At 58.6% G+C, this 26,475-nt stretch carries 26 protein-coding genes; 8 read left to right on the forward strand and 18 right to left on the reverse strand.

Translation table 11 applies throughout. The annotated features are described in order from the left end of the window. Positions 1–49: 49 nt before the first annotated feature. From VI215_04445 to VI215_04485, 9 genes are all read right to left on the reverse strand, one after another. Positions 50–763, reverse strand: a complete 714-nt coding sequence (locus tag VI215_04445; GenBank protein HEY6191559.1) for a carboxypeptidase regulatory-like domain-containing protein — start codon at positions 761–763, stop codon at positions 50–52. A gap of 359 nt (positions 764–1,122) precedes the next feature. Then, the gene (gene phoU, locus VI215_04450) at positions 1,123–1,803 is read right to left on the reverse strand and encodes a phosphate signaling complex protein PhoU (protein HEY6191560.1); all 681 of its coding nucleotides are present in this window, start codon (positions 1,801–1,803) and stop codon (positions 1,123–1,125) included. Next, on the reverse strand, positions 1,800–2,537 hold the full coding sequence (pstB, locus tag VI215_04455) for a phosphate ABC transporter ATP-binding protein PstB (protein ID HEY6191561.1): 738 nt from the start codon (positions 2,535–2,537) through the stop codon (positions 1,800–1,802). Before pstB ends, phoU begins: the two co-directional genes overlap by 4 nt. 73 nt (positions 2,538–2,610) lie before the next feature. Then, the gene (gene pstA / locus VI215_04460; protein ID HEY6191562.1) at positions 2,611–3,468 is read right to left on the reverse strand and encodes a phosphate ABC transporter permease PstA; all 858 of its coding nucleotides are present in this window, start codon (positions 3,466–3,468) and stop codon (positions 2,611–2,613) included. After that, on the reverse strand, positions 3,465–4,397 hold the full coding sequence (pstC, locus tag VI215_04465) for a phosphate ABC transporter permease subunit PstC (GenBank protein ID HEY6191563.1): 933 nt from the start codon (positions 4,395–4,397) through the stop codon (positions 3,465–3,467). The genes pstA and pstC overlap by 4 nt, the downstream gene beginning before the upstream one ends. A gap of 72 nt (positions 4,398–4,469) precedes the next feature. Further along, positions 4,470–5,504: a phosphate ABC transporter substrate-binding protein PstS gene (gene pstS / locus VI215_04470; GenBank protein ID HEY6191564.1), complete on the reverse strand. Its 1,035-nt coding sequence runs from the start codon at positions 5,502–5,504 to the stop codon at positions 4,470–4,472. Between the two features lie 77 nt (positions 5,505–5,581). Then, positions 5,582–6,652 (reverse strand): hypothetical protein, encoded by a 1,071-nt coding sequence (locus tag VI215_04475; GenBank protein HEY6191565.1) that lies wholly within the window; start codon positions 6,650–6,652, stop codon positions 5,582–5,584. 137 nt (positions 6,653–6,789) lie between these two features. Beyond that, positions 6,790–7,800 (reverse strand): ATP-binding protein, encoded by a 1,011-nt coding sequence (locus VI215_04480; GenBank protein ID HEY6191566.1) that lies wholly within the window; start codon positions 7,798–7,800, stop codon positions 6,790–6,792. Next, on the reverse strand, positions 7,797–8,480 hold the full coding sequence (locus VI215_04485; GenBank protein ID HEY6191567.1) for a response regulator transcription factor: 684 nt from the start codon (positions 8,478–8,480) through the stop codon (positions 7,797–7,799). The genes VI215_04480 and VI215_04485 overlap by 4 nt, the downstream gene beginning before the upstream one ends. 250 nt (positions 8,481–8,730) lie before the next feature. Between VI215_04485 and VI215_04490 the strand changes: the two genes are divergently transcribed. Beyond that, positions 8,731–8,991 carry a hypothetical protein gene (locus VI215_04490; protein ID HEY6191568.1) on the forward strand — a complete coding sequence of 87 codons (261 nt, stop codon included), beginning with the start codon at positions 8,731–8,733 and terminating at the stop codon, positions 8,989–8,991. 15 nt (positions 8,992–9,006) lie between these two features. Here the strand turns inward: VI215_04490 and VI215_04495 are convergent, their stop codons facing one another. Genes VI215_04495 through VI215_04520 form a run of 6 tightly spaced genes read right to left on the reverse strand, consistent with a single transcriptional unit; the run spans position 9,007 to position 13,392 of the window. Continuing rightward, complete coding sequence (locus tag VI215_04495) at positions 9,007–10,557, reverse strand: Ppx/GppA phosphatase family protein (GenBank protein ID HEY6191569.1); 1,551 nt, start codon at positions 10,555–10,557, stop codon at positions 9,007–9,009. Beyond that, positions 10,550–11,281 (reverse strand): thymidylate kinase, encoded by a 732-nt coding sequence (locus VI215_04500; GenBank protein ID HEY6191570.1) that lies wholly within the window; start codon positions 11,279–11,281, stop codon positions 10,550–10,552. The genes VI215_04495 and VI215_04500 overlap by 8 nt, the downstream gene beginning before the upstream one ends. Further along, a complete protein-coding gene (gene tmk / locus VI215_04505; GenBank protein ID HEY6191571.1) occupies positions 11,271–11,987 on the reverse strand; it encodes a dTMP kinase in 717 nt (238 codons plus the stop codon). The genes VI215_04500 and tmk overlap by 11 nt, the downstream gene beginning before the upstream one ends. Next, positions 11,908–12,492: a phosphohistidine phosphatase SixA gene (sixA, locus tag VI215_04510; protein ID HEY6191572.1), complete on the reverse strand. Its 585-nt coding sequence runs from the start codon at positions 12,490–12,492 to the stop codon at positions 11,908–11,910. Before sixA ends, tmk begins: the two co-directional genes overlap by 80 nt. A 49-nt stretch (positions 12,493–12,541) precedes the next feature. Continuing rightward, positions 12,542–12,976: a CHAD domain-containing protein gene (locus VI215_04515; GenBank protein HEY6191573.1), complete on the reverse strand. Its 435-nt coding sequence runs from the start codon at positions 12,974–12,976 to the stop codon at positions 12,542–12,544. 44 nt (positions 12,977–13,020) lie between these two features. Continuing rightward, positions 13,021–13,392, reverse strand: coding sequence for a CHAD domain-containing protein (locus tag VI215_04520; protein ID HEY6191574.1), 372 nt, complete (start codon positions 13,390–13,392; stop codon positions 13,021–13,023). A gap of 425 nt (positions 13,393–13,817) precedes the next feature. On the opposite strand from VI215_04520, the gene kdpC reads away from it, so the two are divergent. The 7 genes from kdpC to VI215_04555 all read left to right on the forward strand — a co-directional run bounded on the left by kdpC (position 13,818) and on the right by VI215_04555 (position 21,954). Next, positions 13,818–14,408: a potassium-transporting ATPase subunit KdpC gene (gene kdpC / locus VI215_04525; GenBank protein ID HEY6191575.1), complete on the forward strand. Its 591-nt coding sequence runs from the start codon at positions 13,818–13,820 to the stop codon at positions 14,406–14,408. Between the two features lie 2 nt (positions 14,409–14,410). After that, the gene (locus VI215_04530) at positions 14,411–14,518 is read left to right on the forward strand and encodes a potassium ABC transporter ATPase (protein ID HEY6191576.1); all 108 of its coding nucleotides are present in this window, start codon (positions 14,411–14,413) and stop codon (positions 14,516–14,518) included. Further along, complete coding sequence (gene kdpF, locus VI215_04535) at positions 14,515–14,607, forward strand: K(+)-transporting ATPase subunit F (protein ID HEY6191577.1); 93 nt, start codon at positions 14,515–14,517, stop codon at positions 14,605–14,607. Before VI215_04530 ends, kdpF begins: the two co-directional genes overlap by 4 nt. Then, positions 14,604–16,346 carry a potassium-transporting ATPase subunit KdpA gene (gene kdpA, locus VI215_04540; GenBank protein HEY6191578.1) on the forward strand — a complete coding sequence of 581 codons (1,743 nt, stop codon included), beginning with the start codon at positions 14,604–14,606 and terminating at the stop codon, positions 16,344–16,346. The genes kdpF and kdpA overlap by 4 nt, the downstream gene beginning before the upstream one ends. Before the next feature lie 61 nt (positions 16,347–16,407). Continuing rightward, positions 16,408–18,456: a potassium-transporting ATPase subunit KdpB gene (gene kdpB / locus VI215_04545; GenBank protein ID HEY6191579.1), complete on the forward strand. Its 2,049-nt coding sequence runs from the start codon at positions 16,408–16,410 to the stop codon at positions 18,454–18,456. Between the two features lie 124 nt (positions 18,457–18,580). Next, the gene (locus VI215_04550; GenBank protein HEY6191580.1) at positions 18,581–21,256 is read left to right on the forward strand and encodes a sensor histidine kinase KdpD; all 2,676 of its coding nucleotides are present in this window, start codon (positions 18,581–18,583) and stop codon (positions 21,254–21,256) included. Then, positions 21,253–21,954 carry a response regulator gene (locus tag VI215_04555; GenBank protein ID HEY6191581.1) on the forward strand — a complete coding sequence of 234 codons (702 nt, stop codon included), beginning with the start codon at positions 21,253–21,255 and terminating at the stop codon, positions 21,952–21,954. Before VI215_04550 ends, VI215_04555 begins: the two co-directional genes overlap by 4 nt. A 122-nt stretch (positions 21,955–22,076) precedes the next feature. Here VI215_04555 and VI215_04560 read toward each other — a convergent pair whose 3' ends face one another. Genes VI215_04560 through VI215_04570 form a run of 3 tightly spaced genes read right to left on the reverse strand, consistent with a single transcriptional unit; the run spans position 22,077 to position 26,298 of the window. Further along, a complete protein-coding gene (locus tag VI215_04560) occupies positions 22,077–23,444 on the reverse strand; it encodes a hypothetical protein (GenBank protein ID HEY6191582.1) in 1,368 nt (455 codons plus the stop codon). 9 nt (positions 23,445–23,453) lie between these two features. Beyond that, positions 23,454–24,893: a sulfatase-like hydrolase/transferase gene (locus VI215_04565; protein ID HEY6191583.1), complete on the reverse strand. Its 1,440-nt coding sequence runs from the start codon at positions 24,891–24,893 to the stop codon at positions 23,454–23,456. Between the two features lie 16 nt (positions 24,894–24,909). Next, entirely contained in the window at positions 24,910–26,298 is a 1,389-nt protein-coding gene (locus VI215_04570) for an SAM-dependent methyltransferase (GenBank protein HEY6191584.1), read from the reverse strand. Positions 26,299–26,475: the final 177 nt, after the last annotated feature.

Below are 26,475 nucleotides of genomic sequence, written 5' to 3' on the forward strand. Positions count from 1 at the left end.
TTCCCTCAGGGACCGGCGGGGGTGGCGCTCCCGGTGGAGGCCTGCCTGCTTACTTTCCGGTGAAGGTAAAATCCACCGTCTTGGTGTCGCTCGCCCCGACCGTGACTTTCATCGTCTGTGTCCCGTACACTTCATGCCAGGCTTCCACTTCGTAGTCGCCTGCCGGGAGGCCTTTGATCTCGAAGCTTCCCTTGTCATCGGTGACGCTGTAGAACGGATGATCGAGGACTCCGACGTATGCCGCCATCCAGCTGTGGACGTCGCACTTGACCTTCACCATCACTTCGCTGGTGGCGAATGTCTTCACGTTTTTCATGCCCTGCTTGGGTTGCGCCATGTTGAACGGCGTGCTGTTCTTCGGGAGGGCGTGGATGTTGTGGAGGGTTGCATCGCTGTTCACGATTTCGAGCGGCTGATTGGCCATCATTCCGAACACGTGGGGATGGTATGTGCATCCGCGCTGGTCGATCGATTTCTTGTCCTTCGCAACCGGAAACTTCTTCCCTTCGAGCCCTTTCTTGACATAGACGAAGGACCACTGAAGGGTGTTATTGGAATTCACGACGGTTTTCTCGGAGGGGACCTGCTTTCCCTCGTGCATCTTCAGGCATTTTTGGTCTGCGCCCATCGTAATCATGGTCACGGGCGGCTTTGTCCCCTTGAAATTGACTTTTCCAACGATTGTCCCTGCATCGGCGCGGGCGGCGGTAAACAGAATGGAAGCTGCCAGGAGGGAAAGGAACAACCAAGTGTTACGTTTCATACACGTTCTCCTAAGTGATTATGCAATAAGTAATTGGATTCTTAGCACCAAGAGCCTTTCCTCGCCGGCCGGCGAAGGAGCGGGGCTTGCGTTTCACATTCAGCCGCCAAATATACGCTTTTCCTACAACTAATTCAAGATAATATCCTCCTTGGTACTGGCTGATTTTCGATTCCTCCTCGTCACGCGACCTGAAGGTCGCGCCTACCGATCCCTCGGGCTTGGTAGCCGCAGCCTTTAGGCTGCGGGTTTTCGGCTCGCTTGTTGAAATTTACACGCTACATCCTCTTGTACTCTAGTAACGCGGGGAACTGGGGTGAGAGTTCAGGTCTGCGGTAAGAGAGAGGCGGGAACCGCGGTTAGGATTGCGATCCCGGCTCGTCTTCGCCGGCGTGATGCTTCACGACCCGCGCCTGGGCCATGAATATCACCTCTTCCGCGATATTGGTCGAAAGGTCGGCGACGCGCTCCAGGTTTCTGCTGATGCGGATAAGATCGAGACCGGCATCGATGGTATTCTGGTCGCCCTTCATCATCTTGACGAAACCGGTGACCGTCTTCCGGTTCAGCTCATCGATCACGTCGTCCTGCAGAAGAACCGCCCTTCCGAGCCGGGCATCCCGGTGGATAAACCCGTCGAGCGCGTTCCGGAGCATCGATTGAGCGACCTTCGCCATTTCCGGGATCTCGAGGAGCGTTCCCTGGGTGGGGAGCTGGACCAGCGTGAGGGCGGACTCGGCGATGTTTACCGCGTGGTCGCCGATCCGCTCGAGGTCGTTGTTGATCTTCTGCACGGCGAGGATGAGGCGCAAATCGATCGCCACCGGTTGCTGAAGCGCGAGGAGGTCGATGATCGCGTTATCGATTTCAATTTCGAGGGAATTCACGCGCTCGTCCTGTTCGATCACGAGCCGGGCGAGGCTCTCGTCGCGCTCGAGAAACGCCTTGATCGAACGCTTCACCGCCTCCTCGACGACGCTCCCCATCTTGATGAGGCTCGTCTGCAGACTTTCGAGTTCACCTTCAAAGTGCCGTTTCATCCGAACCTTCCCGTAATGTAGTCCTCGGTCTGTTTTTTCGCCGGAGTCGTGAAGAGCTTTTTCGTCGCGTCGAACTCGATGAGCTGGCCGAGGTAGAGGAATGCGGTCCAATCGCTGATCCGCGCCGCCTGTTGCATGTTGTGTGTGACGATGATGATGGTATAGCTCTCCTTGAGTTCGAAAATCAGCTCCTCGATTTTTGCGGTGGCGATCGGGTCGAGAGCGCTTGCCGGCTCGTCCATGAGAACGACTTCGGGGTCCACCGCGAGAGTCCGCGCGATGCAGAGGCGCTGTTGCTGCCCTCCCGAAAGGCTGACACCCGACTTATCGAGAGAATCCTTGACCTCGTCCCACAACGCGGCCCTGCGCAGGCAGCGTTCGACGACCGGTGCGAGCTCCTTCTTGCTCATCCGGCTGTTGAGCCTCAATCCCGCCGCCACGTTATCGAAGATCGACATGGTGGGGAAGGGATTTGGCTTCTGAAAGACCATCCCCACCCGGCGGCGGAGGAGCACGGGATCGTAGCCGTTGACCGGCTCGCCGTCGAGAAGGACCGTGCCGTCCATCGTCCCTCCCCCGACTTCATGCATCCTGTTCAGGCACCGGAGAAAAGTGGATTTCCCGCACCCCGAGGGGCCGATGATCGCGGTGACACGCTTTGCAGCCATCTCCAGGGACATGTTCCTGAGAGCCTGGGTCTTTCCGAAAAAAGCGTTCAGTTCGCGCGTCGCCATCTTCGGCACGGCGGCGGCGCCGCCCGCGGAAGCGGGATGAATTTCGTTCGCGGCCGATGTCGTCATGACAGACTTACCGTTCGGCATATCGCCGCCTTGTCGCAATCCGGAACAGGACATTCAGGACGCAGATGAGTGAGATCAGCACAAAAGCGGCCGCCCAGGCCTGCCGGTTCCAATCCTCAAAAGGAGCTTTTGCATAATCAAAGATGAAGACCGTAAGAGACGCGATCGGCTCGCCGATCGAGGTCGACCAGAACCGGTTGCCGAGCGCTGTGAAAAGGAGGGGGGCGGTCTCTCCCGCGGCGCGGGCGAGGGCAAGCAGGAGGCCCGTCGTAATTCCTTTCAGGGCGGTCGGCAGAACGATCCGGATGGTCGTCTTCCATCGGGGAGCTCCGAGGGCGAGGGCGGCCTCGCGGTACGAGTGGGGCACCAGGCGGATCATTTCTTCCGTGGTCCGGGTGACGGTGGGGATCATGAGGAGCCCCAGCGCGACCCCGCCCGCAAGGGCCGAGAAGCGCTTCATCGGGATCACCACGAGGATGTAGGCGACGACGCCGACCACAATCGAGGGAATGCCGCTCAGGACATCCGCCAGAAACCTGAGCGTGGACCCGAACGGATTCGAGCCGTACTCCGCCAGGTAAATTCCCGCGAAGATGCCGATCGGAAGGCCGAGTGCGCTCCCCAGGGCGATGAGAATTCCCGTTCCGGTGAGCGCATTGGCCATTCCGCCTCCGGTTTCACCGACCGGTTTCGGCATCTGGGTGAAGAAATCGAGGTTGATGGCGCCGATGCCCTGCGAGATCGTGTAGTAAAAAATCAGGAAGAGCGGCAGAATCACCAGGAGGCCGCTCAGGATCGAAAGGGCGATCATCGCTCCGTTCTTCGACTTGCGCCAGAGAAAATAGAAGGAGGATGGCGCGCTCATGCGGTCTTGAACCTTTTGGTGGTGCTCCAGACTATCCCGCGGGCGAGGGCGTTCAGGACGATCGTGACGACAAAGAGAAGGAGCGCGATCTCGATGATGGAGCTCACGTACATCGGGGACGTCGCCTCGGAAAATTCGTTCGCGATCACGCTCGCCATGGACGCGGCCGGACTGAACAGCGAAGAGGAGATCTCCGCACGGTTTCCGATGACCATCGTGACTGCCATCGTTTCTCCCACCGCACGCCCCAATCCGAGAAGGGCGGCTCCGAACATGCCCGATTTGGCTCCGGACACGACGATGATCGTCGATTCCCACTTTGTCGCCCCGAGTGCGAGGGCTGCCTCCCTCTGGGAGGCCGGGATCGCCTTGAGCACGTCCCGCGAGATCGAGATGATGATGGGCAGGATCATGATGGCAAGAATGAGTCCCGCGGCCATCATCCCGAACCCGTACGGAGTACCCCCGAAGAAGGGGAGAAAGCCGAGCGATCTTGAAAGGAACGGTTCCACCGAGACGCGAAGCCATGGGACGAGAACGAAGATTCCCCAGAGTCCGTACACGATGCTCGGGATGGCGGCAAGGAGCTCGACGACGAACGATAAGGAGGGTTCCATCCACCGGGGGGCGAGCTCGGAGAGGAGGATCGCAGTGCTGAACCCGAGCGGAAGCGCGATCAGAAGTGCGAGCATCGACGAGCCGAGCGTCCCGAAAATGAACGGGAGGGCTCCGTATTCCTCGGCGACGGGATCCCAGGTGGAACCCGTCAGAAAATTCAGGCCGAACTTTTGAAGCGAGGGGAGAGAGCCTTTATACATCTCGTACCCCATCAGGCAGACGATGAGGAGAATCGCCACGGCGAACATCGCGGTGAAGTACTTGAAGAGAATGTCGCCGATATTGGCGGTAGCCCTGGAAGTCGGTCTCATGGTCTCAGACGAAATGGGTGGCGGAGGGAGGATTCCCCCCGCCACCCGTTGGATCAGCCTATCTGTCGCGGGTTACTTGACCGCAAAAGAAGCGATTTTCTTTTCGCATAATTTTCGCACCTCCGCCGGAAGGGGGGCATAGTAGAGATCCTTGGCGTAGGACTGCCCATCGCCCATCGCCCAGCGCAGAAACTTGCCGATTGCCTCCGCCTTCTCGGGGCTCTTCATTGTCTTGTAAATCAGAAGCCAGGTGAAACCCGATATCGGGTACGAGTTCTTGCCGTCCGCATTGGTGATCGAAACCCGCATGTCCGGCGGGATCGATTTCAGCGAACCCGCTGCCGCCGCCGAGACGGCGTCGAAACCGGCTTCGACGAAGTTGCCGGCTTTGTTCCGGAGGCTTGCGTAGGGAAGGGAATTCTTGACGGCATATGCGAGCTCGACGTATCCGATCGAACCTTCGGACTGCTTGATCAGGCCCGCCACTCCCTCGTTCCCCTTTCCGCCGAGTCCCACCGGCCAATTGACCGCGGTGCCCTTGCCGACCTTCCCCGCCCACGGCTGGCTGACCTTGGTGAGGTAATCGGTGAAGATGTTCGTCGTGCCGCTTCCGTCGGACCGGTGCGCGACGAGGATGGGCTGGCCGGGGAGCGTCTTGCCCGGATTCGCGGACGCGATGGCCGGATCGTTCCAGACGGTGATCTGACCGAGGAAGATCCCGGCGAGCGCTTCCGGGGTCAGTTTCAAGCCGGTGCCGATGGCAGGGAGGTTGTAGCTCACCACGACGGCACCCAGAACCGTCGGGATATGGAGGACGTCGGAACCCTGCTTATCATGGGCTTCCTTGAGTTGATCGTCCGTCATCGGAGCGTCGGTCGCGCCGAAATCCACCGTTCCCTCGATCACCTGTTTGATGCCGCCGCCGCTCCCGATCGACTGGTAGTTGAACTCCACCCCGGTCTTGGAATGATAGACGTCGAACCACTTTGAATAGATCACATAGGGGAAGGTCGCCCCCGCGCCGTTCAGCTTCACCTGCGGCACTGCCGCCCCGATTGCGATCGCCGTGAGGGCGGCGGTGAGCAGGATTGATCGGATTCGTTTCATGCTGTTCGCTCCTTCATAAAGGTAATGATTTGATGTTACGCCTTCGTTAATTCAGTGTTAAGAAATCGTTACGCCTCCTACCGGTAGACGTAATTAAACGTCATTCTCGCCACCACGTCGCTCGTCACATTGTCGGCCGCGTACGATTGCAACCAGATATTGGGCATGAGATGGACGTCCTTCACCGGCATGTAGTCGAGGGCTCCGATAAAAAGATAGACGGCGTTTTTCGTGGCTGCGGTATTCGAGTTATAGGCGTCGAAGCGGCCGACGAGCCGGAGCCTATCGGATACGGATCCCCAGGCGAATGCCGTTACCCCGAACGCGTTCTGGTTCTCCAGAGGGGTGGTGGGGCCTGTCACCAGGTTATTCTGCGTGACATGATAGAATCCCTCGATGCCGAACGAGTACTCGTCGGGTTGGCGGAAGTTGAGGAATCCGGCGAGCGTCATGCGGTCATTGGTCTTCGTCTGGCCGTCGAATGCATCGAGTCTACCCGGTTCAGATTCGAGATCCGCGTAGGCGGTCGCCTGGAACTGTGAGCCGGATTTGACATGCAGCGAGCCGTAATACCGTTTGTACTTGTCCGTTTCGGGCGTCTGCCCGGAATTATCCCCGATCTTGGCCCAGTAATTCAACGAGCCGTCGCCGGTGATCTTTCCCTTGAGGTCGGCGCTCAGGTCGGTGCGGGGAGCGATCCCGCGGAGGTCCATGATGGTCTTTTCGAGCGATCGATATCCCCATGCCGCCTCGGACACGTCATAGGCGGGTGTGGGGGAGAGGCCGGCGATGAAATCGCTTCCCTCAAAAATGTTCTTCCATTTCATCCAGGCTTCCTTCAGGAACGTGGTCAATTTTCCGCCCGGCGTCGAGAGTTCCTTTCCGTCGGCTTCCAGGCGCATTCGCGCGTCGAAATCAGGCGAAATCGAATGATCGTAGGTAAAATAGATCCGCCGGACTTGAAAGCCGTTCAGGTCTTTCTTGGTGGTGTCCCGCATCTGAATGTTGTAGTAATAATCGAAGTACGCCTCTCCCGTGATCGTTTGCTTAGGGGGTGGGGGTGTGGCTGGGGTATCGGACTGCTGGGCGTGTGTGGAGACGGTAGCACCCAGCATTCCGAGCACAAATAAACAAGCGATTGTTTTCATCGTGCGTCCTTTAGGAATTTGTGATTGCGCTGATTTGAATGGCGACAAACCTCCGTACACGGGGGGAAAATACAAAATCGAGATAACGTTGCCGTTACCGGTGTGTTATCTAATTGTTAAGATTGCAGGGGGGGTGTTTATGATCCTAAATCGAAACTGAAGGTGCTTCCTTTTCCGGGTTCGCTTCTGACCTCCACTTTGCCTCCGTGGGCCTCGACGATATGCTTCACGATTGCGAGCCCGAGACCCGTTCCACCCGCGTCCCGGGAGCGTTCCTTATCGACACGGTAGAACCGCTCGAAGATTCTGGGCAGGTGCTCGGGGGGGATTCCCGCCCCCGAATCCCTGACCGATATTGTAATCCGCTCTCCGGCCTGGTCGGACGAGACCACCACCTCGCCTCCCGGACGGTTATACTTGATCGCGTTTTCTATCAAGTTCACCATGACCTGTTTCAGACGGTCCTGGTCGCCGAGGACCTGGAGGCCGTCGTCCGGGGCCTGCAGGACCAGCGTGACGTTCCGTTCCCCCGCCCTCGGCCGGAGGTCTGAAGTGATGGTACTGAGAAACTCATTGAGGTTAAAATACCGGAAGCTCATCTTCATGTCGCCCGACTCGATCCGCGAGATTTCGATGAGGTCTCCCAGAAGCGCATTCAGGCGTTCGGTATTCGCCAGTGCCCGTTCGACAAAATTTCTTGCGGCGTCCCTTTCTTCAAGAGCACCGTTGAGAAGGGTTTCGAGCATCCCCTGGACGGCGAAGATCGGCGTCCTGAGCTCGTGAGAGACGTTCCCGAGGAATTCGCTGCGGACACGTTCCAACTTTTTCAGCCTGGTGATATCCTCAACGAGCTTGTCGAGCATGCTGTTGATCGTACCGGCGAGCCTGCCGAACTCATCGGAGGAGCGGACCGGCATCCGTTGTGAAAGGTCTCCCGCCCGGATCATGAGCGATGCGTCCGCCATTTCCCTGATCGGTCGGGAGATCCGCTTCGGGACGACGACCGATATGATCGTCATGAGGACCAGCACGATCGCGGCGGCCAGGAGGTACTGCTCGAGCGAAATGGTCGAGAAGATCGAGAGCGCGAGGATCACTGCAATGGAAAGGGCGCCGAGAAGGAGTGAGATTCTGGTTTGAATCCTCACTGCTCTTCCCTGAACTTGTAGCCCACTCCCTTGATTGTTTCGAGCATCCCCGCGCGCTTCCCGAGTTTTTCGCGAATTTTCCTGATATGCACGTCGACGGTCCGGTCGACGACCCGGACGTCGCTTCCCCAGACGGACCGGAGAAGCGACTCGCGGCTTACGACCTGTCCGGTGTGCCGCGCAAGATAGAGGAGCACCTCGAACTCCTTCCGGGGAAAGAAGACTTCCTTGCGATCGATCCGGACGATGTGCTGGGACTGGATGATCTCAACCTCTCCGATCGAAATAGGTTGAACGGGCGCGGCATCCCCCTCTTCGCGCTTTCGAAGGACGTTCTTCACCCGGGCGGTGAGCTTCGGGATGCTGATCGGCTTGACGATGTAGTCCTCGGCTCCCAGCTCGAGCCCGAGCACTTCATCGACATCGCTCCCTTTCGCCGTCAGGAACACAACCGGTATGCGGCTCGTCCGTTCATCTTTTTTCAGACGCTTGAGGACCTCGAGCCCGTCGTATTCGGGCATCATGATGTCCAGGAGGATGAGGTCGGGATTCTGCCGGGCCATCTCGAGGGCCTCTTTTCCGCTTCGCGCGGTCAGCACCTCGTATCCTTCCTTTTGCAGATTATACCTGACGAGGTCCAGAATGTCCCGTTCGTCGTCAACGATTAGAATTGTCCTCATGGGCCCAATATTCGATTATTCAAACCAATTACAAATCCCTTGGGGGCTGGCTGTGTTTCGTTGCCATCCCTACCGATCCCTCGGGCTCGGTAGCCGCAGCCTTTAGGCTGCGTTTCTCCGATCCGGCAGATGAAATTTAGCCGCCACGGAAATCCCCTGCCACCAACATTTTGCGCTTGACATTCTTGGAGCCGCTTCCTACATTACGCCACGCCTTTTTCCCACCTTCAACCGGAAGTCCGGCCACATCATGTACAGAACCACATGCCCGCAGTGCGGGTCATCCGATTTCGTGGTGAGCAAGAGCCGCCCCGGCGACTTCCCGCCGGCCCTGCACTTTGTGGAGTGTTCGCGCTGCGGATCGACCGTCGGTCTGACAAGCCTGGCCAGCCTGATCGACCTCTCGCGAAGGAATTCGAGATCGGCGAGGGCGATGGCACGCGCGCTCCTTCACGATTTTCCGAAGGGGTCTCCGTCGCTCCGCGCTTCCAGGAAACCTTCCTCGGTCTGATCGCAAGCGTCCCCCTCAACGGTCTGTAAAGCGGACCTCCACGTCAAAGGTCTTCTCGAATAATCCCTTCTTGTGTTCCGCCCCCCAGATTTCCATTTCCACCGGGAGGCCTTCAAACCGTTTCAGATGGAACGTCACCTTGTCCTTCGTCCGGCGGCAGCGGATGTCCTCCACAGCTCCGGCGTGACTTCGATCCAGCCCGTCCGCGATGCGGAGGATTGCGGCGAGCTTCACGACAATCCGCCTCTGTTCCCCGGACAGGGTCTGAAAGTTTTCATGTTTCGGTTTCGGATGACTTTTCCTGTGGTAACGGGCGACGTTGGCGATGATCGCCTTTTCGTCCTCGGTATAACCGAGCAGGTCGGCATTCTTGATCAGATAGTACGAGTGCCGGTGGTGCTGGCTGTGGGAGACGTAGAGTCCGACCTCGTGAAGCAGGGCCGCCGCTTCCAGGAATTCCCTCTCGGGCGCTCCAAGCCCGTGCAGGGACTTGGTCTGGTCAAAAATCCGGAGGGCCAGCTGCGCGACATGTTGCGTGTGGGCTTTTTCCACCGCGAGCGTCTCTCCGAGGTGGCGGATGCTTTCACGGCGGAGGTCGTCGGGGGATGATTCGGCGCGCAGGTATTTGTTTTCGATCGTATCCATCACGATTCCCTCGCGCAGGCCGTACTCCGAAACTGTCATCTCCTTGAGATCAAGCTCCTTAAAGAGCTGCTCAAGAATGAGCGCTCCCGCCACGATGATGTCCCGCCGCGAGGGATCGAATTCCTGGAGCTCTTCCATCGAATCATGGACGGCCGCATCGAGGATCCGTTCCACCGCCGCCCGGAGATCGTCGCGTGTGAAGGAGAACCCGTTCAGGTTCGTCACTCCTTCGTCCTTCTGTCCCGTCCGGATCAGGCTGGCGACTGCCTGGATCGTCCCCGAGGTTCCGACGACGGTCTGGCGGTCAAGGTTGCGCAGTTGCCGGGCGATGGGATTCAGCATTCCCAGAATGTAAATCCGGCACTGCTTCACGGTCTTGGCCGAGTAGTTTCCGTGCTTGAAAAAGCGCGCCGTCAGTCTCACCGCGCCCAGCTTGAGACTGTTGTCATAGAGGACCTGGCCCTTCTTCCCGAGGAGAAATTCGGTGCTTCCTCCCCCGATATCGATCAGCAGCACTTTCTCCTGATACAGGGGAAGCGCCTGGAGAATTCCGAGGTAAATGAGCCTCGCCTCCTCGACGCCGGAAGCGATCTCGATGGTAATTCCCGTCTTCGCCTTTACCATCAGAAGGAATTTATCCCTGTTGATCGCCTCCCGGATCGCGCTTGTTCCGACCGCTCTGACCGTGGCTCTTGCCCCGTCCGCCACGCGTTTGAACCTGCTCAGAGTCTCAAGGCCGCGCCGGATGGCGGGGCGGGATAAGTATTTCATATCGGACGAACCCTTGCCCAGCCGGACGACGTCTTTTTCCCTGTCGATGATCTTGAACCTTCCGGTGCGCGTGTCCACACGCACGACGATCAGGTGGATCGAGTTTGTCCCGACGTCGATGGCGGCGAGGTTCCGGTTCCTGCTAGCCACGGGAGAGGACGGAAGTGATGCCGGCCTTCAAGGCGCTGTTTGTTTCGTGAAAGTTCCGCGACGCGTCTACTTCGACGAACCCAAAACTCCTGGACATGCGGGAAAATTCCCGGAGAATCCATTTCTGGTATGCGATGAAGCTGTCATAAAAGTCCTCACCGAGCTTCAGATCCATTCCCGATTCCCAGTACTTGAGTCCCTCTCCCAGGCCCTCGTCCCAGTAGCGTTTCGAAAGCGTTTCGCTATTGATGACTCTCGGAATAAGGTCTTCGATCCCGATCTGCATGTAAAAGACCGCATCCGGTTTCAGGGCAAATCCGAACACCTTTCGGATCCACGTCCGGTCCGCTCCCCTGACCGTCGCGCGGGCAAACGCCGTGTAGACGTACCGGTCGGCAAGAACGATGAAGCCGGAATTCAGGGCCGGGATGATCTCGTTCTCCAATCGATCTGCGAAGTCCGCGGCATAGAGGAGGCAATACGTGTTGACGTTGAGCGTATGGCCCGCCTTCGCCTTTACGATCGTGCTCCCGAGGAGGGGGGACCGGGTCCATCCGGTGGTGATCACCCCGTAGCCTTTCACCTCGAGCCACTTCTTGATATCTTCGATCTGGGTGGAGCGGCCGACGCCGTCTGTGCCTTCGATGACGATGAGTTTCCCTTTCATGGCGCTCACATCGACATACGGAAGGCCTTCACCGAAAAAGGGGCCCTTATTTGACATAGATATTCTCCTTTTTTTGCAGATAGGGGGCGGGTTTGTACTTCCTCAGCACGGCTTTGGTCATCGCCCGAACTATCGCCTGCTGCTCCTGGATCGGCCTGGTTGCGTCGATGACCTGGAGATTGTACTCGGCGGACATGGTGTCGTATTCCTCAAGGATCTTGCTCTGAAACATCCGAAAACTTTCACTCGGATCGCCGCTGAGGCCGAGGTCCATTCCCGCCTCGTGAAATTTAAGATTGATGCGGCCGTTCAGGATCCGGCTGAGGGAGACTTCGATCGGCACCTTGAAGTAGATGGCCAGGTCGGGTTTTGCCGCAAAGCCGTAGAGGTTTCTGACCCACTCCGGGTGAACACCCCGAACGACATCCCTCGCGAAGGCCGTGTAGACATACCGGTCGGCCAGGACGATCATCCCCGCCTTCAAAGGCGGAATGATCAAATGCGCGAGGCGGTCGGCAAAGTCCGTGGCATGGAGGATGCTGAAGGTGGTGGGGGTGAGGAGATTTTTCTTCTTCCCCAGCTTGATCGTCTGCTTCACCAGCGCCGAGGAGTTCCACTCCGTGAGAAAGGCGCGGTAACGCTGGCTCGAGAGCCATTTGTGAAGCAGCTGGAGCTGTGTCGACTTACCCGACCCGTCGATTCCTTCGACGACGATGAGACGGCCCGGATAAGGGTGGTTTCTGAAGAGGCTTTGTCCTGTCATGCTGTTTAGCCGGTGATAGTAATCGAAGCTGTTTTGGTGTGAGGTGATAGATCAAACGACCGGTGGAACCGGTCCGGAGTTCATCCACGTCGATTCTGCAGAGCCCGCCCTTCTTGAACACGATGGAGAGTGCGGGTGAGCCCAGGAGCGTGGAAGCAAACACCCCGAGATCAGGTTCATGCCCCACGATCAAGAGAGACTCCTTTTGCCGCCCGAGGAGGAGGGCGTTCACGAGCATCCCGGGCTCCCGCCCGGGCAGGAGTTCCTCCAGAATTGTAATCTTCCCCGCAAGGCCGAGCTCTTTGGCTGCGATCCTCGCGGTATCGAGGGCGCGTTTGAGGGGGCTTGAGAAAATAATGTCAACCGTCCCGATTGCCGCAGCGATCCCCCCGGCGGCCTTCCGCATCTTTTTTCTTCCATCCTCCGTGAGCGGCCGGTCGTCGTTGGGATAGTGGGTTCCCGCCCGGGGAACTGCGATCGCATGCCGCAAGAGGTGAAGACGCATCGGGCTTATCGGCGATTTGTTGAACGTGATGGAATGGCTTCGGGCGGCGCTATTTTGAATCGAGGGCTTTCTCGAACCGTTTGCGAAGCGCTGAGATTTCCCGTTGTTTCAGCGCGGCGCGCAGCCGGGCGAACAATTCAAGCCTCAGGGCCCGCTGACCGGAGAGAAGCTCGCGCAGGGGCCGCAACGCGAGCGCCGGTTCATCCGCGCTTTGCATCGAATTAAAGATCTCGAATTCCCTGAGGAAATCCGCCAGGATCCCGATCGATACGTCGCAATCATGTATCAACCCCATCAGCCGGAGGATGTCCCGAATCTCCTTCAGCGACCGCGCGAACGCTTTCCCGAAGGCAGGGGCGAACGCTTCCATGGCGAATCGGAGCCGCTTACCCTCCAGGCGCATGTCGTGCAATTCCCGGGCATTGTCGGGGTTGCGGAGGACCAGATTGCTCCCCGCAAAAAAACGCCGCAGAAGAACCGGCAACAGCCTTCGCCCGTTGGATCGAAAACTCTGCTGTGGTCTCGGCTTCAGATGGAAGCCAGGAATTTACGCAGATCCCGGCCGGCCTGCGCCGATTCGAATCTCTTGAGCCGGCGGACGAGTCGACGCCGTTCGTCCGTTTGCCGGCGGAGTGTTCGCGCCGCGATCAGATCCAGGGCGGACCGGTCTGATCCGGAAAACGATCCCCGCCGGTCTTTGAGCAGGGAGAGAAACACGTCCATCTCTCTCACCCTTCCGGCCGCTCTGATCAGGGAGCGGATTGATTGAGCCTGTCCCCCGGCCTTCTTTCCGCTGAAACAGCTGTGAAACAACTGAAGGAGCGTCTGAATCCTGCGCGCGTTTGTCCGGAGATCGTGGAGCGCTTCGGCGTCGGTTCCCTCGGCAGAGGGCCCGATCAATGATTGCAAGGATTGATAATACGCGCCAAGAATCTGTTTCAGGCAAATCCGCAGGCTTGCTTCCGGGTCGATTCGAAGTGAGGCTGCTCCCCCTGGCACTCTGGAACCTCTGGGCATTAATGAATTTTGCGATCGGTCGGTGGTAAGATAGCAGATTTTCGGGTGAGGCTCAAGTCCCAAGGAACGGCGCAGGAAGATACCCCCCAGTTGTTACGGAGTGATGATGCGGGGGTTAAGAAATCATTAAATCGGAATGTCCGCCCGCCCCGTCATTCTCATCCGGATCGGCATTTGGCCAAGATCTTTATACCATCCTTATACCCCCGCGCCCTCATTTTACGGCTTCTTCATTTCTTTTCCGTTCGCCCCGTCCCATATTATGACCATCAAAAATCCGGAGAAACCGTCTTGAGCTTCATATGTTGATTCTGAAGCAACTTCGTCCCGCGATCATCCTGATCGTCCTGTTTACGATCCTTACAGGGCTCGCCTATCCGCTTCTCATCACTGCGGTCGCACAACTTGTATTCCCGGAAACGGCAAACGGAAGTCTCATCTCGAGGGGTGGGAAGGCGATCGGCTCGGAGCTCATCGGCCAGGCGTTCAGTGATCCGAAGTATTTCTGGCCCCGTCCTTCGGCGACGAGCCCCTTCCCCTACAACGCCGGCGCCTCGACCGGATCAAATTACGGGCCGCTGAACCCGGCACTCCTGGCCGGGGTCAGGAAACGCATAGAGGATTTGAAACGCGCCGACCCCGAGAACGACCGGCCCATCCCGGTCGACCTTGTGACCGCTTCGGGAAGCGGTCTCGACCCGCACATCAGCGTGGCTGCTGCGCTCTACCAGCTTCCCCGTGTGGCGAGAGTCCGGGGAATGACCGAAGATAGAATTCGATCCCTGGTCGACCGGTACACGGAATGGAGACAGTTTGGATTTCTCGGCGAACCACGTGTAAACGTGTTGCGACTGAACTTTGCATTGGATGAAATCCGTTCTCTCCCGGAGGTGAAATAACCATGGACATCCTCTATATCGGCATCGTACTCGTGTTCTTTCTGCTCACCTGGGGCCTCCTGAAGGGATGCGATCTTCTCGGCGAAGAGAAGTCGGGAGACCGGTCATGAGCTGGCTCTATATAATTTCCGGAATTATCTCCCTCGGACTGCTGATCTACCTATTTGTGGCCCTCTTGAAGCCGGAGATATTCGAATGACATTCAGCGGCGTTTTACAAATTGTGATCTACCTGGCCGTCTTACTCCTTCTTGTCAAGCCCTTGGGCGCTTTCATGGCAAGGGTGTACCGGCGTGAGCGGACATTTCTCGATCCGGTTCTCGGTCCTCTGGAGCGATTGCTCTACCGGCTTTCGCGGATCGATCCCGACAAGGAAATGGACTGGAAGGAAAACGCGGCTGCATTACTCGTCTTCAATTTCGCAGGGCTGATTGTCGTCTATGCAGTACAGCGCCTGCAGCAGTTCCTTCCCATAAACCCCCAGGGTCTGGGGGCGGTATCCCCCGACTCTGCCTTCAACACGGCCGTGAGCTTCGCCTCGAATACGAACTGGCAGGGATACGGGGGCGAGACGACGATGAGCTACCTGACGCAGATGATCGCCCTGACCGTTCAGAATTTCCTCTCCGCGGCGTCGGGGATGGCGGTGCTGGCGCTTTTCATCCGGGGAATCTCCCGTCACTCCGTCAAGACGCTCGGGAATTTCTGGGTCGACATGACCCGGAGTACCCTCTACATTCTCCTCCCCCTTTCCGTCGTGCTGGCCCTGGTCCTGGTATCACAGGGAGTTGTGCAGACGTTTTCCCCCCCGGTCTCCGTGCCGCTTCTCGAGCGAACAGTGGATGGGACCGGAGCCGCCGTCACGCAGCAGGTGATCCCTGTCGGACCTGTCGCCTCTCAAATCGCGATCAAGCAGCTCGGTACGAACGGCGGGGGATTCTTCAACGTCAATTCCGCGCATCCCTTTGAGAATCCGACGCCCCTCACGGATTTCCTCGAGATGCTCTCCATTCTGCTTATCGCCGCGGCGCTCTGTTATACGTACGGCTCCATGGTGGGCGACACGCGGCAGGGGTGGGCGGTGCTCGCGTCGATGTTGATCATACTCATCCCGGCCATAGTTGTGACACACGCTGCCGAATCGTCCGGTAACCCGAAACTGGCGGCCCTCAACGTGGAGCAGCGCTCCACCTCGATCAACCCGGGTGGAAACATGGAGGGAAAGGAAGTGCGGTTTGGCATCGCGAACTCCGCGACCTGGGCAATCGCGACAACGGCCGCATCAAACGGTTCGGTGAATTCCATGCATGATTCGTTCACCCCGATGGGGGGGTTGATGGCGCTCGTCATGATGCAGCTCGGGGAGGTGGTCCTCGGCGGCGTCGGATCCGGTCTCTACGGGATGGTGGTCTTCGTGATCGTGGCGGTGTTCGTCGCGGGATTGCTGGTGGGCCGGACACCGGAGTACCTGGGTCATAAGATCGAGGCCTACGAAATGAAGATGGCCTCGCTCCTGATCCTCATCATGCCGCTGACGGTCCTCGGACTGACGGCCCTTGCCGTCGTCACGGACCCGGGGAAGGCGGCAATGCTCAACCCGGGCCCGCACGGCTTCAGCGAGATCCTCTACGCCTTCACTTCAGAGGGCAACAACAACGGAAGCGCATTCGCGGGCGTGAGTGCGAATACCCCCTATTACAACATCACCGGGGGGATCGCGATGTTGATCAGCCGATACTGGCTCGCGGTGCCAACGCTTGCTCTTGCCGGTTCACTCGTGAGGAAGAAACTCGTTCCCACGAGCGAAGGAACGCTTCCGACTCACACCCCTCTTTTCATTTTCTGGCTGATTGCGGTCGTCCTCATCGTCGGGGCTCTCAACTTCCTGCCGGCACTCGCGCTCGGCCCGATCGTGGAACATTTCATGATTGCATATTGACATGGCGGCTTCTTCAACATCCGAACAGCTAAAAAACAAGCCGATCGCGTTAACCGGGGAGATGTTTCGGCGCGCGCTGGGCGATTCGTTTGTCAAGCTGAATCCGTTCCTGATGGTCCGCAATCCGGTCATGTTCGTGGTCGAGGTCGGCAGCATTCTAACGAGCGCGCTCTGGATTCAGGCGTCGACCGGGAGCGGCGAAGCCCCCGCCTGGTACATCGGAGGGGTCTCCCTCTGGCTCTGGTTCACGGTTCTCTTCGCAAACTTCTCCGAGGCGCTGGCTGAAGGCCGCGGCAAGGCGCAGGCGGATGCCCTGCGGCGCGCGCGGAAGGATATCACCGCCAAGAAACTCAGTCAGCCCGTCCACGGAGCCGCATACGAGATCGTCACCGCTTCAGCCCTGCATACGGGGGATGTATTTCTCGTGGAGGCGGGGGACACCATACCTGCGGATGGCGAGGTGATCGAGGGCGTCGCCTCGGTCGACGAAAGCGCGATCACGGGTGAGAGCGCCCCGGTCATTCGCGAATCGGGCGGCGACAGGAGCGCGGTCACGGGAGGGACTCGAGTGCTCTCCGACTGGCTGGTGATCCGGCTTACGGCGGAACCCGGTGGCGGATTCCTCGATAGAATGATCAAGCTCATCGAAGGCGCCAAACGCCAGAAAACTCCGAACGAGATCGCCCTCAATATTCTTCTTGCGGCTTTTACGATCATCTTCCTCGTCGTCTGTGTGACGCTCCTGCCGTTCTCGATCTTTAGCGTCGCCTCGGCGGGGCAGGGATCGCCGATCACCGTCACGGTTCTGGTGGCGCTCCTGGTATGCCTGATTCCCACCACGATCGGAGGGCTCCTCTCCGCCATCGGCATCGCCGGCATGGACCGGATGATCCGGCATAACGTGATCGCCACCTCGGGGCGCGCCATCGAAGCCGCGGGCGATGTCGATGTACTTCTCCTCGACAAGACCGGGACGATCACGCTCGGCAACCGCATGGCGACGGAATTTTCACCCGCCCCCGGAATTTCGAAGGAGCGGCTTGCGGACGGCGCCCAGCTTGCTTCACTGGCCGATGAGACTCCCGAAGGAAGGTCGATTGTCGTGCTCGCGAAGGAGAAGTACGGTCTGCGCGCCCGTGATATTCATGAGATCGCGGCTCAGTTCGTCCCGTTCAGCGCGCAGACCCGCATGAGCGGGGCAGACATTCAACCGGAGGGGCTGAACGGGAAGAGAATCATCCGAAAGGGAGCCGCCGACGCGATCAAGACATTTATCGTGCAACAGGGCGGGGTCTTCCCTGCGGCTGTTCAACAGACAGTTCAGGACATCAGCAGGATCGGGGCGACACCCCTCGTGGTGGTGGAGAATAAGGAAGTGCTCGGGGTCATACACCTCAAGGATATCGTCAAAGGCGGGATCAAGGAACGGTTCGCGCATCTCCGTAGAATGGGGATTCGGACGGTGATGATCACCGGCGACAACGCACTCACGGCAACCGCCATCGCCGCAGAGGCCGGGGTCGATGACTTCCTCGCGGAAGCAAAGCCGGAAGATAAATTGAAGCTGATCCGCGATTACCAGAAAGGCGGGCGTCTCGTCGCCATGACCGGCGACGGTACGAACGACGCACCGGCTCTTGCGCAGGCGGACGTGGCCGTGGCGATGAACACGGGGACACAGTCCGCCCGCGAAGCGGCGAACATGATCGATCTCGACAGCAATCCCACAAAGCTCATGGAGATCGTCGAGATCGGAAAGCAGCTTCTCATGACGCGGGGAACGCTCACCACGTTCAGCATCGCCAACGATGTCGCGAAGTACTTCGCGATCATTCCGGCTGCGTTCGCCACCACCTACCCGGCCCTGGGGGCGTTGAACGTGATGGGGCTTGCCACTCCCGAGAGTGCGATCCTTTCCGCGGTTATCTTCAATGCACTGATCATCGTCGCGTTGATTCCACTGGCATTGAAGGGAGTGAAATACCGGCCGGTGAGCGCGGTGAAGTTGCTCCGCCGCCATCTTCTGATCTACGGTGTCGGCGGGTTGGTCGCCCCCTTCGCGGGGATCAAACTCGTGGATCTGGTGCTGGTTGCCTTTCGATTAGTCTGAGCGCCGGCGCGGTCCGACGCCGGCCTCGTGAGGAGCGAAAACCGTATCATCGGTTCGATAATCGTTCGTTTTTGAGCTTCTTCCCGCAATGAATATGAGGCCGGGAATTGGTATATTTTGAGCCATGAAGGCTGAGGACCATATCCGTCCCGATCCCGATGCCCTTCTCAACACGCTGAAAAAGGAGGAGGCGGAGGAAGGAAAGGGGCGTCTCAAGATCTTTTTCGGCATGTCCGCAGGCGTCGGCAAAACCTACGATATGCTCAAGTCGGCGCATGAGGCGAAGTCGAAGGGAATAGACGTCGTCATCGGGTATGTGGAAACGCACAAACGCCCGGAGACCGAAGCCCTGCTCGCAGGCCTGCCGGTGATTCCGAGAAAATCGTATCCCTACCGCGGCACGATCCTCGAAGAAATGGATCTCGACGCCATCCTCACGCGCAAGCCACGTCTCGCGCTGGTCGATGAGCTTGCACACACGAATGCTCCGGGCAGCAGGCACACGAAGCGTTTTCAGGATGTGCAGGAGATCCTCGAAAGCGGAATTGACGTCTACACGACGGTGAATGTCCAGCATCTCGAGAGCCGTGCGGACACCGTCGCGCAGATTACCGGAACGACGGTCAGGGAGACGGTCCCCGACTCGATTTTCGACCAGGCTGACGAGGTGGAAATCATCGACATCCCTCCCGATGACCTCTTGAAACGGCTCTCCGAAGGTAAGGTCTACACGCCTGAGCGCTCCCAGCAGGCCATTGAAAATTTTTTCCGGAAGGGGACTCTGACCGCCCTCAGGGAGATGTCGCTCCGGTTGACCGCCGAAAGGGTCGATCACCAGCTGCGCGATTATATGCGGACGGAGCGCATCTCCGGGCCGTGGAAATCCGGCCAGCGCCTGCTGGTAGGGATCAGCCCCAGCCCCCAGAGCGCTACCTTGATCCGGTGGGGCCGGCGCATGGCCTATACGATGGATGCCTCCTGGATCGCGGTCTATGTCGAGGGCTCCTCGCGGATGACCGATGCTACGAAGGCCAGGCTGGCGAAAAACATCAAACTGGCCAGGGAGCTCGGAGCGGAGATCATCACGACGGCCGACGAGGACGTCGCCAGAGCGCTTGTCAGAGTGGCCCGGCAGCAGAATTCGACGCAGATTCTGGTCGGGAAACCACAACAGCAGTTCTCCTTCAGGAAGAATCTGCTCGACAGGGTCATCGAGCAAAGCGGTGAGCTCGATGTATATGTCGTCGGCGGCGAGAACGAATCGCCGAAACGTCCCGCTTTGTTCCGGATCCCTGAATTACACTCGGGGATCCTGCAATACCTTGCCGCCGCCGCCGCGGTCTGCGCGGTCGGCCTCCTTTGCTACCCCTTATCGGGGTATCTCGGATATCAGACGGTCTCGCTGATCCTTTTGCTCACCGTCGCACTCCTGCCGCTCAAGCTCGGTGCCGGACCCGTTTTGCTCGCCGCCGGCGCGAGCGCGCTTGTCTGGGACTTTTTCTTCATCCCTCCCCGCTTCACCTTCGTGGTGGCGCGGGGACAGGACATCCTCATGCTCGCGACCTACTTCGCGATCGCGGCGGTGACAGGAGCTCTCACTGCGCGGGTCCGGGCCCGGGAGAAGGCGGTCCGGAGCAGGGAGGAACGAACCCAGGCCCTCTATTCGCTCACGAAGGACCTTGCGAACGCGACGAGCCAGACTGAGGTCGCCGAAGCGGCTGTCTCCAATTTGCGGCGGTTTTTTCAGGCCGATGTCGCGATATTCCTTACGGATCTTGACGGCGAGATCTTTACCAGGCCTCACGAATCGAGCAGCTTCGCCGTCGACGAGAAAGAGTTCGGAGTCGCCGCATGGGTCTACTGGAACGAGAAAAAAGCGGGGAAGTTTACCGACACGCTTCCGTTCGCGCAGGCGATCTACTATCCGATGTCCGGACCGCGGTATCCGCTCGGTGTGGTGGGAGTCAGGTTCAACCAGCAGAATCCGCCTGCGATCGAACAGGAGGTCCTCCTGGAGAATTTTATCAGCCAGGTGGCTTCCACCCTCGAGCGGGAACAGCTCAACGAGATGGCGAAGCGATCGATCGCGATTGCGGAATCGGAACGGCTCTATAAGACGTTGTTCAATTCGATTTCCCACGAATTGCGGACGCCGATCGCCGCGATTGTCAGTGCCTCCGAGGGCCTTCTCGATGAGCGGACATCGGAGCGGACGGGCGTCCGGAATGAACTTGCGGGGGAGATCCATACCGCGGCTCAACGGCTGAACCGGCTCATCGGAAATCTGCTCGACATGACCCGCCTCGAATCCGGGCGGCTGGCGCCGGTGCTCGACTGGTGCGAGGTGCGGGATCTGATCAATACGGCTGCCGATAAACTTGCCGCGGAACTGAACGGACACACCCTTTCGATCGATATCCCGGCAGGAATCCCCCTGGTGAAAGTGGATTTCGGACTGATGGAACAGGTGCTTGTGAACCTGCTTCATAATGCGGCATCGTACACGCCTGCGGGATCATCGATTTGGGTCCGCGTCCTTGCGGGAGAAAGCGAGTGTGTTATCATCATTTCCGACAACGGGCCCGGCCTTCCCCGGGAGGCTGTGCCGAAGCTCTTCGAAAAGTTTTACCGCGTCCCCGGGACGAAGGCGGGAGGAACCGGCCTCGGGCTCTCGATCGCGCGCGGCTTCACGGAGGCGCAGGGCGGAGCACTCAGTGTCGGGAACAGGGAGGGGGGCGGGGCAGAGTTCACCATCCGTTTGCCGCTGCTGGAACGGCCGCGTGGAGAAGAGCAGCCGTGACCACGCCGGTACCGGTCCTTGTGATCGATGACGAGGTCCAGATGAGACGCCTGCTGCGCATAACGCTGGAGGCGTCGGGCTTCAAGGTCCATCTGGCGGAATCAGGTGAGGATGGATTGCGGCAGGCCGCAACGTCCAGGCCGGAAGCAGTTATCCTGGACCTCGGGCTCCAGGATATGGAGGGCCTCCAGATTCTACGGAAATTGCGGGAGTGGGCAAAATTCCCGATCCTCATCCTTTCGGTGCGCGCACAGGAGCAGGATATCATCGCGGCGCTCGACGCGGGTGCGGACGATTATCTCACGAAACCTTTCCGCACCGGCGAGCTCCTGGCCCGGCTTCGGTCTGCATTGCGCCACAACCAGAGGACGGAGGCCGGGACCGTCTTTACGAGCGGCTCACTTTCGGTGGACCTTGCCGCGCGCCTCGTGAAGAAAAACGGCGAGGTGATCAAGCTGACCCCGACCGAGTACTCTCTTCTCGCCTTGTTCGTGCGGAACGCCGGCCGGGTGCTCACACACGGATTTATTCTCCAGCAAGTCTGGGGACCCACCTTCGAGGAAGAGACTCAGTACTCGCGTGTGTACGTCGGCCAGTTGCGCAAGAAGCTGGAAGATGATCCGGAGAGCCCGCGGTTGCTGCTCACCGAATCGGGCATCGGGTACCGCCTGGCGGCAGGGGACGAGGGTTCGGGGTAAGGACCATATTGGTCCGCAATCATTTCTATGGAGATTCGGTAGGCGCAGGCTTCAGCCTGCGTTTAAGTGCACGCGACCTGAAGGTCGCGCCTACCGATGCCTAGGGCCGCCTCACCCCGATTTCATCGCAGCAACGGAGAATGATCCTCGCTGATTTTTCCCTCCCGGACGACGTCCTGGATCTTGTAGGTCCCGAGCTTTCGCGCTTTGAGAAAACCGGACCAGGCGGCTTCGGCGAAACGCCCGTTCCGGAGAAGGTCGAAGAGCCATTGGTCTGTGTACGCGGGGTCGTCCTGCTTGATCCCAGCTTGAATCTCCAGCAGCCATTTCCGGTTGAAGTACTCATGAGAGCCGATCGGGGGCGAGATGATGAGGGGAATCCCGAGGGCGCAATAGAATGAGAGTTCGCTCGGTTTCGTCCAGAGGATATCCGTGGTGCGGAGCGCTTCGTTGAAGAGCGAGTAGTACTGTTCGAACGAGTCGCCGTAGACAATCTCCACGTTCCGGGAGGCCGCTTCTCCGAGTTGCCGCTGTACGTCGCGGAAGTATTCGCGGACCAGCGGCACCGATCCCGCCGCCAGTTTCAGCCTGATCTCTCCCGCCTCCAGCTTCTTCCGCAGGCTCAGCGCGATCTCCCTGCCAATTTCCTTCTGTGCCCCGGCCCCGCCGACCGCAAAGGTGAGCGTCAGCGTCCGGTCCGGCCTGTGAACGCAAGCCTCACTCCCGAGAATGTACTCCACATTCCTTCCGTGGAGCGGCCAGAAGCGCTTGTTCGGGTCGAGGTAGTGCAACCGTTGCCCGAGGTCGGCCTTGAGAGTCGGGAGGTTTCTTCCCCCGAGAAGTTGTTCCGGAAGCGGAAACCCCGTGAGGACGATGCGGTCATAAGGGACTCCGTAGGTTTGGAGCCGCTGCGCGGCCCTGCCGCAGGGGGCCAGGTACGTGATCGTGCTTTCCAACGGGTCCTTTGCGACCCAGACCCGATTGATATCGGCGTCACAAATGATACAGTAGATGGGCTGCACTCCGCTCATCTCGGCCGCAATCGCCGGCGCATAAAAAGATGTGAGCAGCGGCAGCGGGTGCCCGGAGACTTTGTTCAGTATTCCCGTGCAGAGTCCGGAGCGGATCGCGGAGAGGAGCATGCGCACCTGGAACGTGCTTCCGGACAGGTTTCTGATCGGGTAGAGCGAGGGGATGTAAAGGAACTGGTTCAAAATCTTGAAGAGGTACTTTCCGATTCCCGGTATTCCGGTCGCGCGGGAGAATTTCGTATGGACCGCGAGCATCCTGTTCCAGAGCTTTTTCTCTTTTGGGGTCGAGTCGTCATTCACCCCGAGTGTAATGATCGACTCGTGGGCGATCGCCTGCAAAGGATATACCGCGCGGAGGTGCCCGTATCCCATGTCGGCTGCAACAAGCCAGACCTTGCCGGCCTCACGGGCGAAAGAGTCCGATTGTTGCCCCGGGTTGGCGCCGGCCGATTTTGTCATTCGTCCCATTTACCTGAGTGTGTTCAAGAGTTTACTGAGCGCATTGAAGGAGGAATCCTTCAACAGGGGGAGTTTCGCCCCGAACTCCGAATCAAAGACGATTCGAAACGTGTTCACGGATCGTGTGGAATCGGTCAGGAGGGAATAGTCCCTGTTCGGGAAGTAGAACGCCGAAAGAATGTCGAACTGCTCGGCCATCTTCTGCGGACCCTCCAGAAAACGGTAGCCATGATCCCCCTGGATGATGATGATCGCGGCGCCGTTCGATGCTTCCCTGATCGTATCGGCGAGCCGAAGCATCAACCGGTGGGAGTAAACGGCCTGCCCGAGGTAGCCCCCCATGTCCTGTGCATCCATGACACCCGATGGTTTCAGGGTTCCCTTCTCATCGATGAAGGCCGGTGTGTGAGGGACAAAAAAGTGCGCGTACACAAATTTGGGCGGCGCGTTTTTCTGCCCGGTGAGCAACGCGAGGGAATCGAGCATCGTTGCCAGGAGGTTTGAGTGAAGGGCCCTGTACGTTGTGTAGGTGTAATTCGCCGCCCTGTCGACCAGGAAATAAAAAAGAGTCTTGTCCCAGATCGTATACTGAATCACCGAACCGAGCTTCGGCAGGCCGTTGACCGTCAGGAACGATAGATTGTGGACCGTGTATCCGTTCGATGCGAAGATGTTCATGACCCCGGACGTGATCGACTGGGGGAACTCCTCGCCGAACGTATCGGCGGAGTACCCGCTCAGATAATTCATATTCAACGTCGATGCGATCGAATAGGGGGTGAGATTATAGTTCGACCGGTTATGCGTGCCGACGAAAAACCCCCGCTGCCGGAGCGCCTGTTGGACCGAATCGTTCTGATAGCCCCAGTACCGGCGGAGGCTGCTCGGGCTTGTCTCGGAATCGAAAATCAGAAAATAGACGTCAGGCTTATCCTTCCCCGCGCGGATGGTATCGGCGTATTCGGGGGGTATGACATGCACGCCGGGCCTGCCCTGATAGTACACCACGATATCCATGATCATCAGGGCCGAGACGAACACCAGGGCAAACGTGCCGATCTTCGCGGATGCTTCACGCCGGGACTTGAAGATCCAGCCGGCTCCGAGCGAAACGAGGAACGCGAGGAGGATGAAGAACGTGTTGTTCTTGTTCCAGAAGTAACTCCGGACAAAGGAGGCGATCGCCGGGCTGCCTATCACCTCGTCCCGGAAGTAGCCGTAAAAGAGCGTCATGGTCAGGACAAGCGACGCGAACAGAAGGTTCAGGGGAGGCTGAGCCCGGCGGAAGAGCAGCACGAGGCCGTACGCGTAAATCAGAATGACGAGCGCCGTGAGCGCGATCGTGGGGAGCCGCAGCGAATCCAAACCGCGCCGGAAGAAGATCGAATGAACGACAGAATAGATCGCGAGCGCGCCGGGAAGAAGAAAAAGAGAAGGAAATTTTCTCACTGAGACGGAGCGAGGATTATTTCTTCTTCAGTGATTTCATCAGGTAGATGACCCGCGTCCCGGTTCCGGTCGGGTACTGCCCGAGAGTTTGATAGTGCCGGCCGAATGCCTCCTCAAAGTTTGCGGCGGAATACTCATCGTGCCTTCTCTCCTTGAACGAAAGAAGCTCGGCCACGCGGGGATCATCCTTTTCCAGGAATTCAATCAGGAGGTGGCCCGCGAGGCCGCTCCAGAGGTTTGCGATCAGGTCAAAGCTGATATTCTGCGAGATCGCGAGGTGGTGGACGACCGCGAAGGCGACGATCAGATCCGGTTCGCTTCGCCGGAGAAAGGAGTGCCGTTCTTCGTTGGCCCATCCCAGACCCGGCGACGGGTCGGCGATGTTAAGAAACAGGGGATGGATGTGAGAGTCCTTGCCGCCCCTGGCGATCCGGTAATTCTCGTCCACGCAGCCGGTGTCCCCGTCGAGTGAAATCACCTCGATTTGCTTTTCGGAGAAGAGCCGGCTGAATTCCCCGTTATTTGCCCCGATATCCCATACCAGCCTCGGCTTGACGGCGGTGATGGCCGTTTCGACAATTTCCCTCTTCGTTCTCCGGTATTCTTCGTCGCTAGAGTCCTTATAGTATGCGGCCCATGGGGTCGTTTTTTTCGGAGGTTTGAGGCGGAGGACCGCTGTCGTGAGGCTCTCTGTCAACCCAAGGAGCGAATTGATGGAAACAGTCCGAACGGCCTTTCCCTTTCCGGCCCCCCGGCTGGCGTACTTCCGGTGGAACCTTGAGTGAAGATGGACGTGCATGAAGAGTGTGAGCGAGAAATAACTCCTGAAGGGAAGGAGGTCCGACCCGAGATCGATCGGGACGCCGTCGAGGAAGGACCTCAGGAGGAGATTCAACCTGCCGTCGACGTAACTCATCAGCGCGAGGGGGACCAGGAATTGCTCGCAAAACTGCTTATAGGCGGCCCACGGTTTGATCTCGGCGCCGATTTGAATGAACGACAGCGTATCGATGAGGCAGGGTTTCCCATCGACGAACTGGATGTTGAACGCCGATGCGTCTTTCAAAATCATGCCGCGCGGAATGGCAAGCCGCTGAATCTCAAGCGTGGCCAGCGCGGCGTCTTTCAGCTGATTGAACGACCATTCGAAGGGAAAGCTGATGAACCCGACCTGCTCAGGACGAATGACTCTGTTGTTGAGCCCGGGAATCACGTCGAACTGCTTGAGATCCACCTCCTGATGCCCGATCAACAATCCCTTTGAGGTCAGGGTCTCATACAACCCCGAGCTCAGGAAAAAGTCATACTGCTCCTGGAAGGAGATGTCGATATGGCGGTAGACGGTTCCCTGGTGGGTGAAAACATATCCCCCTTCGTCCCGAAAGGAGGAACTATTTCGTTCCATTATTCCTTTTCAGGTACTTGAAAAACCTCGAGAGGGATCCCTTTATCCTGTGAGAGAAGAAGAAGAGAAGAGCGGTGACTCCCGCGATCGCCAGCTGAAAAAGATAGCTCCCTGTCCCCGGATCAAGGTATTGCGCAAATACCGGGTGATTGAATATGAGCATGCACATCTCACTTT

Source organism: Bacteroidota bacterium, assembly GCA_036522515.1.
In the GTDB taxonomy this organism is placed as follows: domain Bacteria; phylum Bacteroidota; class Ignavibacteria; order UBA10030; family SZUA-254; genus VBOC01.